Source organism: Ectobacillus funiculus (assembly GCF_004138295.1).
In the GTDB taxonomy this organism is placed as follows: Bacteria; Bacillota; Bacilli; order Bacillales; family Bacillaceae_G; genus Ectobacillus; species Ectobacillus funiculus.
In genome coordinates, this window is the sequence record NZ_SCFM01000043.1 from 1 (window position 1) to 12,819 (window position 12,819).

The window sequence follows — 12,819 nt, forward strand, 5'->3', positions numbered from 1 at the left end:
CGATTTCTTCTGCTTCTTCTATAGATTTTCTTTGTTTCCAAGTTGTTTTTTACATCCTGACGTAGCTCTATTTCTGCTTTTCCAAGAACCTTTTCATCGGATGCAACGGCAGCTCCCATGTGCTTTGCCCCTAAATCAATTCCTAATTTTGTTTCTTGTGTTGTTTCTCCAGTTGGATATGATAACTGAATTGTAAAAGGGTTATATCTTACAATGATTGCTTTTTGTTCTTTGAGTAGAATTCTAGCCTTACGAGTCGAACAAGGCGTAAGTGGCCCTCCTCGTAAGTTTCTGACGAATACTCGCAAGTTTCGTCCCTCCTTAGAGTTTGTTTCCCTTCGTCCATGTTGGATAAGCTTCTTACTTCAGGTTGACCGTTCCTCCTCTCAGAACTGTTACAGAGCCTGAACGACAGATTGTGCTTGGGAATCACACAAAGCCGTATTGACTTACCCAACGTAGTCACTCGCTATGGCTCACCATATACCGGAGACTGAGACTAGACAACTAGGCTTTTACAAGCCCCCACTTTCGACCAACGGAAGTCCCCTTGTGGGAAAAACGTGTTAACGTTTAAGTGGTGGGTAGTTGACTCAAATAATTTTAACTACACGCTCTATTCCAAGGTTAATTTTATTTATTACACTGAGGATTAGATTAAAACAAATTCTACTACCTCATAGTAAAGCATAAAGCAAAATCTTTTCATTTACCCTTCTCACTTTAGCCTTGTTTCTTTTGTTGCCTCATTTCTCTATGTTCATTTTATGGAAATAACAGATATATCCCCGTTAACTTTTTCAAGTCTTTCCAATCATCATGCTGTAAATTATTGCTGAATCATATCCCGTATCTATGGAAAGTTTCATAAAAATATAAGATGCCCCAATTCACAAAAACAGTAGCTATATCGTATCACCTGCATTTACATTAGTAAAATGAATATTTATAATGAAACTATTAGAAATCCTAATACAAAGGAGCTAGTGAAGGTGAATTCGTATTATGCTTTTATCAAAGCTGTAGAAACAGGAAGTTTTACCAAAGCAGCTCAAGAACTTGGCTATACTCAATCCGCTATTAGCCAAATGGTGCATTCATTAGAGGAAGAGCTTTCTACCACTCTTATTTTACGCTCTCGAAAAGGTATTACACTGACACCAGATGGTGAGGAGTTTTTGCCATATATTAAGAATATTTGTAATTCACATAGGGAGCTCATAGAAAAACTCAAAGAGGTGGAAGGACTACAAAGTGGGCTTATTCGAATTGGCACATTTTCTAGTGTTGCATGTCATTGGTTACCGGGATTGATCAAAGATTTCAAGGAACAGTACCCAGCCGTTCATTTCGAATTACACCAAGGCAATTATACGGATATCTCTAATTGGATTAAAGAAGGAAGTGTAGACTTTGGCTTTGTAAATCCAAAAGCCGTATCGAATCTAACTACCACTCCCCTGCAAGAAGATGAAATGCTTGCCGTATTGCCGGTAGATCATCCTTTAGCTGCGCACAGTAAAGTCCCATTGAAGGAATTAACAAATGGACCTTACATACTTTTAGATGAGGGAGAAATAAGTGAACCATTAACTATTTTTAAACAAAATAACTTTGAACCTAATATACAATACCGAGTACATGATGCGTATTGGATTATGTCTATGATCGAACAAGGGCTTGGCATTTCTATTTTACCGAAACTTGTCCTAAATAGATGTCCGTATACTATTGTCACGAAAGCAATCTCCCCAGCTATTGTTCGTACAATTAGTCTGGCATATAAGGATAAAAGAGTATTGCCGATAGCAAGTAGATATTTTATTGATTTTATCATTGAAAGGTATAGTAAAAATGAACCTTTATAAAATCTAATGAAACTTGCTATATAAAAAAATAAAGAGCTACAGTAAAATATGTTAACATTGGGAGTCAATGTATCTAGAAGCCTATAAAAGAGCCCTCCAGCTAAGCTGATCTGGAGGGCCCTCATTATATTCACATACTTCTCGAAAACAAAAGTTGGCCTGTTCAACATCAGTATCCATAGTTGAATCCATTTTGCGGCTATTCTTACTTTTTCAAAACCGGAATCCATATTTCACTTTTAAAAGTTGGTGAAGTAGTATCCTTATTTTCATTCCAAAGAATTTCTGGTCCTTTTGTTTGTTCATAGTTCGAGGATGGAAACCATTCAGAATAAATGCGTCCCCATACATTTTGCAGTGTATCAGGAAACGGTCCGGCTACCTCAAATACCGCCCATGTGGATGCTGCCACTTCAAGAGATGTTAAATGATTGGGACACTCTTTCGTTGTTGCTACGCCAATATAGTGATCCAGCTCACCCTTTTCTTCCATCCTGCCTTCAGAAAAATTCGTAGATGCACTGAGTAACCCCATCGGCTCAGTATTGGATAATTTTTTAAGCTCATATATTGTGTTCTCATCTAAACTTTTCCACATAGAAGCAATCTCGGGATTAATCCCTTTAAACAGGATCGGAACTCTTTTGTAAATTCCAACAATACGAAATGCTGCTTTTTCTTCGATTCGATAGTTCATCTCATCGCCCCCTTGAATAGATAATTGAAAGGTCATCGGTGGATAGGCTTTAAGGGAGCTCCCATTATTTCTTGCTTCTGAAGGTGTGATACCGTGCAGATTCTGAAAGGCTCTTGTAAACGAGTCTGGCGAATTATATGTGTACTTTACCGCAACGTCAATGACCTTTACTTGGCGATTTCTAAGCTCAAAAGCAGCAAGCGTAAGTCGCCTGCGGCGTATATACTCAGACAGCGTAATACCCGCAAGAAAAGAGAACATCCTTTTAAAGTGATATTCCGAGCAACAGGCGAGTCTTGCTACTTCCTTAAAGTCAATGTCATTCGTAAGATTTTCCTCAATAAATTTCATTGCATTATTCATATTTTGAAGCAAATCCACTGTCATGCCCTCCTTATATCAATAGAATAGCAGGAGCCGAATCTTTCCACCCGACATTTTGTGCACCATAATGCAGGATGTATGCTTTCTCCACTAAACTGTTCCTCTATATGTCCCTTTTCCTTCTTTTCTTGACGAAATATCGCCAATATTTCAAAGTGAGTTTTAAGAGATTGACTGTTTTAGTTAGCTTCTTCAAGGACGCTTTACTTGTGTGTATTAAAAACCTTTTTTAATTTTACATAAAAAATAGATTGCTTCAAAACACAGTTATGAAATATAATATCAAAATGATAATGATTATCAATATTATAAATTATGAAAAAAGGCTGAGTTAAAGATGTTACATATCCCTTCTCAAAAGTGCATGAAAGATCGTTCAAATGCTTTTCTGATACTGCTTTTATTTATTTTTGCTATTTTTGGAGTATTAGGATGCATGATTTTGGCTATTTCTCTTGGAGCAAAAGAAATTACTTTCAATACAGTTTTGTCAGCAATTTTTAATTATAATCCTCTATTAACTGAGCAACAGATTATCCATGAACTGCGGCTTCCACGGGTGATAGGTGCCGCAATCGTCGGAGCAGCCTTTGCAGTTGCAGGGTGTTTAATGCAAGGAGTCACCCGTAATCCGTTAGCTGATGCAGGGATTCTTGGAATTAATGCTGGAGCAATGTTTACTGTAACTCTTTGCTTTGCTTTTTTTCCAGGGATTCCGTATTCTTTACTGATGATTTTTTCTTTTATTGGAGCAGTACTTAGTACTTTACTCATTTTTATCATCGGATCTTCTTCCCCAGGTGGAATAACACCAATACGGCTGACTATTTCAGGTGCAGTAATAGCAGCACTCCTACATTCACTTAGTGCAGGTGTAGCGATTTACTTTGATTTGAGCCAAGACTTAGCTTTTTGGTACGCAGGAGGTGTTGCAGGAATTAAGTGGGATCATTTAAAGGTGTTGGTTCCAGTTATTCTCATCACCATTATTTGGGCAATAGCGATGGGGCGCTCTGTTTCTCTTATTTCCTTGGGCGATGATATTGCACGGAATCTTGGGATGAACGTAATTCTCATAAAAGTACTTTCTATTATCATTGCGGTCATTTTGGCAGGAGTTTCTGTTTCAGCTGTTGGATCAATAGGTTTTATTGGGTTAGTTATTCCACATATTTCTCGAAAGCTGGTTGGGGTAGAATATAAACTTATCATTCCAATGTCAGCATTATTAGGTTCAATCTTATTGATGATAGCTGATTTAGGAGCTAGAACAATAAACCCGCCTCGTGAATTGGCAATTGGTATATTGGTAGCCCTCGTAGGAGTTCCTTTTTTTCTTTATATTGCTCGTAAAACTGGGAGGGATTTATAGGTGAAATACCAAGCCAATAAAGACAACAAGAGAACCTATACTGTTTCACTTATCTTAATTCTAATTAGTATTGGTATCGTATTAATTAGTTTGAATACGGGGTCTTTGCAAATTGCTCCATTACAAGTGATCCAAACTCTTTTTGGCTACGGTGATTATACAAACTCTTTAGTGTTGTATGAATACCGTATGCCTCGAATCCTGATTACTATGTTGGGCGGAATCGGTCTGGGGATTTCCGGAGCGATATTACAAGGATTATCCCGTAACCCTTTGGCAGACCCAGGAATTTTAGGGTTACATTCAGGTGCAGCCTTTGGTCTAATTATCTTTGTCACATATTTTCATTCTTTAGATGAATATGCAGCTATTCTGATCCCGTTATTTACTTTTTTAGGCGGTTTATTAACGGCTTTCATTATTATTTTACTTACGTATGAGCGTACCAAGGGTTTATTGCCCATCCGGCTTATTCTCACAGGCATTGCTGTTTCAGCCGGTTTTAGTGCAGTTACGCTTTTCTTATCCCTTCGTCTTAATGAAGAAACTTACACATTTGCTTCAAGATGGCTAGTAGGAAATGTTTGGGGAAGAGATTGGATACATGTCACTGCACTTTTTCCTTGGATTCTTGTATTGGCACCTTTTGCTTGGTTTCAGTCTAGGACTTTGAATGCCTTAGCCTTAGGTGATGAAGTGGCAGCTAGCCTTGGTACTTCCGTTCAAAGTCAGCGCCTGCTAATGATGGCAACCGCTGTTGGTTTATCCTGTGCGAGTGTAGCAATGGTAGGTGGCATTGGATTTATTGGTTTAGTCGCCCCGCATCTTGCACGTCGTCTCGTCGGTCCTATGTACCAAGGTTTTCTCCCAGTCGCAGGACTCATAGGGATGGTGATTTTAGTACTTGCAGATACAGTGGGCCGTTCTATTTTCCAGCCCAATGCTATTCCAGCGGGTGTAATCGTGGCAGCCATAGGAGCCCCTTATTTTCTTTACTTACTAACTAAAACAAAATAAATTTTTCAACAAGGAGAAAATCATGAAAAAGCAACTTACCATTTTATTCAGTATTCTATTGTTACTTGTATTGTCAGCTTGCGGACAAACCGCTTCAAATGAAGCTAAATCGACTAGTGAAGGAAAAAGCGATAATAAAGAAACTAAAATCGCGTCCCTCTCTATTCACTTAACAAATGATTTACTTGCATTAGGCATCAAGCCCGTTGGTTCCGTCATTGGCGGAGATCTGAAAGACTTTCTTCCTCACGTAAAGGATCAATTGAAAGATACGAAAAAACTTGGACCTGTTAAAGATCCTGACATGGAAGCATTGATTGAATTACATCCTTCTGTGATCTACCTTGATGAAGAATTTGCCGGACAAGATGTATCAAAATATGAAAAAATTGCACCCACTGAAGTATTTGACCTTAATGAAGGGACATGGAGAGATCATTTAAGAGCGATAGGTAAACTGGTTGACCGCGAACCGCAAGCAGAACAATTTATTAAAGATTACGAAAAACAAACACAAGAAGTGAAAACCTTAATTAAGAAGAAACTTGGTGAAGATAGTAAAGTAATGGCCATCCGTGTTACAGCAAAAGAGTTACGAGTATTTAGTACAAAACGTCCAATGGGTCCGATTTTATTCGAAGATTTAGGCTTAAAACCAGCTAAAGGCATTGAGGAGCTTGACTCAAATCAGCCTTACGAAGTGATTTCTCAAGAAATTCTTCCCGATTTTGATGCTGATGCTATATTTGTTGTTGTCAATAGCGACGATGAAGCTCAAACAGCTTTTAAACAGTTAGAAGAGTCCCCTCTTTGGAAAGGGCTAAAAGCAGTTAAAGGCAACCATGTTTACGTAATTCCAGATCAGCCATGGCTTGACTATTCAGCATTAGGAAATAAAATGGCAATGGATCAGGCCAAAGAAATCTTTTCCAAATAAATAACAGAAAAATACTTTCAGATTTTTCATCGTATCTAATGAACACCTCTGATAGTATCATAAAACTTGCAATGGTAAAGCCTATGGAACAAAGATTCCATAGGCTTTTATAAAGAAAACTCACCGATTGGTGAGCCCTGCCCTTGGGCGAAGACAGAGGTGTAGTTGCCCTTATACTGTATTCCTAAAATTTCTTAAAGTATAAAGAAAACTCGCCGACTGGCGAGCCCTGCTCCTAGGCGAAGACAGAGGCGTAGTCCTAAAATTTCCGACTACGTCGAAGTCGCGTCTAGCTGGAAATTTATCCTTTCTTACAGTGGAACAAAAAACAGACATTTTAGGTGATTTCTCGTCTTTTTGAGCATATTAAAAAGGATCACAATTATATTCTATAAATATCACTTGAAGGGGGCGGTTTTGTTGCCTAAAGAAACGAATAAGAACTATCACGATTTTTCCACTGTTGAAGCAAGACATCGATATATCATTCCTGAAGAGCTGCCTGAAGGTCCTTACGGTTCTCCAATCAATGAGGAGCTTGGAAAATCTACTCCTTGGGAAGAGGATCAAAGAACATATAGCGCATTTAACTACCCAGATAAAAATGCCCACGAAGAGACTGACCGAAAATACCCTGGCGCCCATCCGCCGCATGACAACCCTGATGCACATGAAGAAACGCCTTCGTAAGAGCTGTACCGGACTGCCAATATCGCTCATGTCCTTAGTCAAACTAAATAAAGAAGCTAGCTCGAAGGTTACTAAATCAAGACCCTATAGAGCTGGCTTCTTCTAACAAAAAAGGATCAAAGACCTTTGTCAAAAAAATAGATAATAACTCAAAATGTTAGGAAAGTTTTCAGTTCATTTCGAAACCACAATAAATAGTCCTCGTCCTGTCCCTCTTAGTGATTTAACAACCACCCTACTAATTTATCCTTCTGAAACACAGCTACCCCTACTGTACCAAGTTTCCGATGTCTTTTTTGTCTTGTAGTTTACTCGTGACTGATACTATGTAGAGTACGACTTCTATTTGGGAGACTAAGGATTGTAAGTCTTTATCAAGAAAAAGACTAAAGAAGCCTACTAGAGTGTTGCTTACTTTAGTTTTTGTTATGTTTTTGATTTTAATATAAATACAGTGATTGAAATTTTAATATCCTGTTTAATATATCTAACTCAAATTTACATTATCAATATTAATTTTACTACTTTTCATTTTGAGTCATCTCAGTTGAGTTTCTTTATTAATGTAATAAGGAACAAGAATATCCCTTATTGACTGATCGAGAGCGGTCCCCTAGTGTGCAATCCTGTGGGCACACGTCTTCGAAAGAAGATAAAAAACTTCTAGTTTCGTGCATAGCAATAACTTTTGGTAAGTTTTTTGAACCAGGAATAACTGGATTTATGGCAGAATAAATAGGTGATTTTCCTTCTGATACATTTGTTTCCATTTGGTAGTATTAGAGTTTTGTGAATTAACAACAGGCATGTTACCTCTAACATAGTAAATCCGGGGTATCACTAGCAAAATGCAACTTTATAACATTAAGGATATTTCAGTATTAAAAATCCCAATCTCTCAGTGATATAAATAAGAAATTGGGATTTAAGTATTCAACAATTGCACCCGATTATACAGCAAGACAAAATATATATGGATTATCAGAGCTATGATTTCTAAATCTCATTTTGCTGAAGGACACAAAATTTCTTCGCAGATTAGTACCAACCAATCGTTCCTGAGGCTATACCCCAATTGATATGCCCTTTAGCCTTAGCTATATACCCAGCACCAGCATCCACATCTAGTTAATTATAACTTTTATCCTGATAATGATAGAGCAAGTAGTGCTGCTTTGCGAGAAAATGAGGTGTGTACGGCATGTCGTTTCGCAGCCAAGAAACTATAGTGCCGATCAAAGCTGAAGATCCGTGCCAAATAGCTATCTCTTTTTGAATTCCTGCTTTATAAAAGAAAGAATCATTCCCCAAAACCTCTAACCTTATATTTATCGTTTCAGTTAGCATATTTAACAAGCGTTCAGTAAAGATAGGCACCCTCTTCGAACCTAATATCACCTTATAAAATTTAGCATGTTCAGCAATATGCTCAAGCAGCTGCACCAGCATTACCAAATCCGTATCGTCAGCAGAGCCCTCGTTCACAGGCTGGCTGTTCACGGAGCGCTGAATATCTTCAATCATATCATCAGCCATCTTTTCTAACATATCTGGCATATCCCGATAATGGAGGTAAAACGTAACACGGCTAATTGTAGCGCGTTCTGCTATACGGCTAACAGACATCTTCTCAATATCCATTTCCTGTAATAAATCAACAAAGGCCTCTTTTATTAAATGTCGTGTACGAAGAATTCGGGGGTCTATATGACCCTTGTAATTATCCATTATGTCCCTTTTCCTTTCTCTTTGGTATAAAATATACAATTTTTTCAAGTATGTACTGTATTCTCCAAGTAATTAACACAATTAAGTTTAATGCAAACTAATTTACATTTTTCGTTTTATTGTAAATTGCCAGAGTAGTAATCCTTAACTATAATCTGTTTTATACAGTGTTAATTATCTTACACATTGTAAAATAAATCCATATACGGTTTCAACCAAGCCGACAGTGAATGTTTATTAAACGTGTAGAACAAATCTCCGAGGAAAGTTCAGCTGCTAATCTACCTAAGACTATTACCACAACAAGGATATTTATTACCAAAGAGATTTAAGATGAAAGTAGAGGACCATGCAAAGTAGGTTGTGTATGTCCATTTCGAGGGAGGAATATGATGAATAAAGAAGTAATCCCAATGAATGAAATCACTAATTTTCAATCACGTGCAGAAGAATTTTTTCCTGTTAATTGGTATAAAGAAATGCTTCATAATCATCCTGTTTATTTTCATGAAAAAACGAATACATGGAATGTGTTTAAATATGAAGATGTTAAACAGGTTTTAAGCAACTATGAATTCTTTTCAAGTGAGGGCCCTAGAACAACAATTTTTGTTGGAGCTAACAACAAGCATGAAAAAACTTCACCTATTATGAATATTACACTCTTAGATCCGCCTCAGCACCGAAAGGCACGTTCCTTGTTAGCTGCAGCTTTTACTCCCCGCAGTTTAAAGAACTGGGAACCGCGTATTCAACAGATTGCAACTGAACTTGTGGAAGCCATACAAGAAAACTCTATTGTTAATATTGTTGAAGCCTTAGCTGCCCCTTTTCCTAGTCTAGTCATAACAGATTTATTTGGTGTACCGGTACAAGATAAGTATCAATTCAAAAAGTGGGTTGATATCCTTTTCCAACCTTATGACAAAGAAAGACTAGAAGACATTGAGCTAGCAAAGCAAAATGCTGCCAAAGAATATTTCCAATATCTCTACCCAATTGTCGTTCAAAAACGTTCGAACCTTTCCGATGATATTATTTCTGATTTAATCCAAGCTGAAGTAGAAGGTCAAAGATTTACAGATGAGGAGATTGTCCAAACTACAATGTTGCTTTTAGGCGCAGGGGTTGAAACAACAAGCCATGCGATAGCCAATACTTTCTATTCATTGCTCCATGATGACCAGTCATTATATGGAGAACTAAGAAATCATGTGGAATTAGTGCCAAACGCAGTCGAAGAAATGCTCCGATATCGTTTTCATATGTCAAGAAGAGATCGTACTGTTAAACAAGACAATACTTTATTAGGCACCCCGTTGAAAAAAGGAGATGTTGTCATTGCTTGGATGAGTGCGTCCAATATGGATGAAAATATGTTTGATAATCCTTTCTCTATAGACATCCGTCGTCCGAATAATAAAAAGCATTTAACATTCGGAAATGGTCCACACTTCTGTTTGGGTGCACCTCTTGCACGATTAGAAATGAAAATTGCACTAGAGGTATTCGTCCAAAAGTTTTCTCGTATTGAACCAGTAGAAGGATTTCAATTAGAAAGAAATTTAACTGCTTCAGCTACAGGACAGTCCTTAACTTACCTACCAATGAAGGTTTATAAGTGAGGATTTAAAAATCAATTAGATATGTTAATGAATTAGGGAACTCTAGATTACGTCTATTGTTCTCTTTTTTATTATTGCTTTTAAAAATAATGTGTTATTAGTCACTCTTACTAACGGCAAATTTGCGATTCTTGGTCCCCTCTTCAAGTAAAAATATACTTTTTATTTGATTCTATTATGTTTTTATAAAATATTTACGGTGATTGAAATTATACAGAGCTATTTTATATATCTACCTCAATTTATATTATCAATATTAATTTTACTGTTTTTCCATTTTGAGTCATCTCTTTACTTATGTTAAATTGTTTTATTAATAAATTCAGTAAATGAAATTTCAATACCATCATTCCTAATGAGGAATAATCCCCTTTTTTTGCTGTATCCACTTAAATCGTACCTGTAATTCTCTAACCCTGTTTGCAAACATCCTAATTCCCCTTCCCTCATTATCAATCATCACTATTATAAATAATTGCTTGAGGACGTACATAACTAAAACCTTTCTCCCCTAGACATATAATAAATTTCATACCCATCGTGAAAATGTCTGGATTTCATATTGTATGCTTCAGTTCGTTTGGTTCTTTCAATGAAAAAATCTCCAATAGTTTCTCTCTGATACTCTGCGTTATTTAACAAAAGCATTCCCTCCTAATTTAAATCAAGAAACAACTTTAAAAGCAGACCTCCATAAAGATAGGAGTATGGCCTTCAAGGCCTTTGTAAACGATCCTCTAGTAGTGGCAATCAAACCGCAGGAAGCAGAGGAATTATTTGAACAAATACTTCAAAATACAAAAAAATATTTGCCTGGATGGGATATTTAAATACACTTATAAAGAAAACTTCAATCAGTGGGGAATCCTTCATCCCCCACTGATGATTAGTTGAGCTTATCAAGCTTTTACGGGTGAGTTATACCTTCTAGATTGTTGTTGCAAGAGAGAAAGCTTGATAGGCTTTTCTTGGATCAGCGAACCATTCGGCAATGTCATTCGCTTTGGTTTGGGACTGGGCACCCTGAAGTAACAATTGAATAATATGTTCAGGTAATGGTAAAGTCATGGCGTTTGTCCATTCTGTTACCTCTTTTACGAACTGTTTTGTTCGATTCCAATAGGACTCCCCTACCTGTATATTCCATGCCGAATCCTTACATTCAATAAGAGTTTCATACAATTTTTCTGCACAATAAGAAGACAGATTACATCCTTGGCCGGTAATAGGATCATTTAGAAATACGCTATCCCCACATCCAACTACTAACTTATTTTTAACGGTAAGATATGGTTTTCGAATAACCGGTGTAACAGCAGTTTGAAGAAAGCCATGTTCGTCACATAAAGCAAACTTTCTTTCCTCTATTCGCTTGTGAATTTCAGGAAAAAATTTCTGTGTAGTGGTTCTCATTTTGAGAGTAAACTCTTCTGCTTTTCTTATTCCTTGAAATACGTCTAAGTCACTGTTTGGGATTGACATAATAAATAAGATAGTAACAGGGCCATGTTCTGTTATGGCAGGTATTTCAAACATTTCACCTAGTTCAGGAAGAACCGTTACGCCTATTCCCTGAGGAGTATTTGGTTTTATGCCTAAAAAGTAACCAACGATACATTTTCTCTGAGGTGTTTGAAAAGGAGATAACTCTTCCTCAATAGGAAATGACATAAGAGATCCTGATTTTCCAGTACAATCAATGATTAAATCAAATTCATCTGTTAATGCTTCTATATCTTCTCTAACTACCTTTTTTAACTGGAAAGAGACTCCTTTCTCTGCAAGATCCTCCATGCAACGTGAGAAATATAAACGTTGATCAACGGATAATGCTGGTTCCTTCAGCATTCCCGTAAATAGCTTTTGATCTCCAATACTAATATGGATACTTTCAATAAGAGTTTGTTCATCCCATTTTGGCATAGCAAAGCGATTTTCATTCATTCTTGTTGTTCCAAAGTGAACCTGAGTAGACCTGACTCGTCCATTTCTGATTTGCTCTGATGAGCGATGGTGAATAACTGTTACATCAAATTCTTCCTTAAGAGCATAAGCCAGTTGTAGTCCTGCTGTACCACTACCTACAATACAGATACGTCTTTTCAAGCCTCTCACTCCCCTATTTTTCTTGAAATCTTTCTTTCAGATTCTATTGTAAATTTTACCATTAATCAATACATTAAGGAGGTAATTCAAATGAAAAAACTTTTGAATTTAGTCGCTTCAGCAATGAAAGAGTACGGAAAATTAATGGAGACATACGGAAAGGCCCGGACTTGGTTGTAAACAAGTTGCTTAATTTAGGTTATCAAAAACAAGGAGTAAATCATAATGACTTCTTCTTATCATAAGATTCACTAGCCGATTCATGAACATAAAAACGTGAGCCGGCTTTTTTATGTGAAAAATGCTTCTATTTACGAGTAAAAAACCAGCCCATGCTAGGCTGGCTGACGTAAGATTTGAAAGCAGAATCGGAAGCTAATTTCTTTTTTCCTTTT

At 37.0% G+C, this 12,819-nt stretch carries 10 protein-coding genes; 6 read left to right on the forward strand and 4 right to left on the reverse strand.

The window, feature by feature from the left end; all coding sequences use genetic code 11:
* A partial coding sequence (locus EP737_RS20355) for an RRXRR domain-containing protein (protein ID WP_205650989.1) occupies positions 1–308 on the reverse strand: 308 nt, incomplete at its 3' end.
* Positions 309–992: 684 nt separating this feature from the next.
* Here EP737_RS20355 and EP737_RS20360 point away from each other — a divergent pair.
* Positions 993–1,868: a LysR family transcriptional regulator gene (locus EP737_RS20360; protein ID WP_129730406.1), complete on the forward strand. Its 876-nt coding sequence runs from the start codon at positions 993–995 to the stop codon at positions 1,866–1,868.
* A 205-nt stretch (positions 1,869–2,073) separates the two neighbouring features.
* On the opposite strand, the gene EP737_RS20365 is transcribed toward EP737_RS20360, so the two are convergent.
* The gene (locus EP737_RS20365) at positions 2,074–2,946 is read right to left on the reverse strand and encodes an AraC family transcriptional regulator (RefSeq protein WP_129730408.1); all 873 of its coding nucleotides are present in this window, start codon (positions 2,944–2,946) and stop codon (positions 2,074–2,076) included.
* Positions 2,947–3,385: 439 nt separating this feature from the next.
* On the opposite strand from EP737_RS20365, the gene EP737_RS20370 reads away from it, so the two are divergent.
* From EP737_RS20370 to EP737_RS20385, 4 genes are all read left to right on the forward strand, one after another.
* Positions 3,386–4,321, forward strand: a complete 936-nt coding sequence (locus EP737_RS20370) for a FecCD family ABC transporter permease (protein WP_379950760.1) — start codon at positions 3,386–3,388, stop codon at positions 4,319–4,321.
* Positions 4,322–5,338, forward strand: a complete 1,017-nt coding sequence (locus EP737_RS20375; RefSeq protein WP_129730412.1) for a FecCD family ABC transporter permease — start codon at positions 4,322–4,324, stop codon at positions 5,336–5,338.
* Between the two features lie 22 nt (positions 5,339–5,360).
* Complete coding sequence (locus tag EP737_RS20380; RefSeq protein WP_129730414.1) at positions 5,361–6,275, forward strand: ABC transporter substrate-binding protein; 915 nt, start codon at positions 5,361–5,363, stop codon at positions 6,273–6,275.
* A gap of 420 nt (positions 6,276–6,695) precedes the next feature.
* On the forward strand, positions 6,696–6,965 hold the full coding sequence (locus tag EP737_RS20385; protein WP_129730416.1) for a hypothetical protein: 270 nt from the start codon (positions 6,696–6,698) through the stop codon (positions 6,963–6,965).
* Positions 6,966–8,093: 1,128 nt separating this feature from the next.
* Here EP737_RS20385 and EP737_RS20390 read toward each other — a convergent pair.
* Positions 8,094–8,693, reverse strand: coding sequence for a TetR/AcrR family transcriptional regulator (locus EP737_RS20390; RefSeq protein ID WP_129730418.1), 600 nt, complete (start codon positions 8,691–8,693; stop codon positions 8,094–8,096).
* Positions 8,694–9,085: 392 nt separating this feature from the next.
* Here EP737_RS20390 and EP737_RS20395 point away from each other — a divergent pair, with 392 nt between their 5' ends.
* Positions 9,086–10,318: a cytochrome P450 gene (locus EP737_RS20395; RefSeq protein ID WP_129730420.1), complete on the forward strand. Its 1,233-nt coding sequence runs from the start codon at positions 9,086–9,088 to the stop codon at positions 10,316–10,318.
* A 927-nt stretch (positions 10,319–11,245) separates the two neighbouring features.
* Here EP737_RS20395 and EP737_RS20400 read toward each other — a convergent pair.
* On the reverse strand, positions 11,246–12,433 hold the full coding sequence (locus EP737_RS20400) for a styrene monooxygenase/indole monooxygenase family protein (protein WP_425455939.1): 1,188 nt from the start codon (positions 12,431–12,433) through the stop codon (positions 11,246–11,248).
* Positions 12,434–12,819 lie beyond the last annotated feature (386 nt).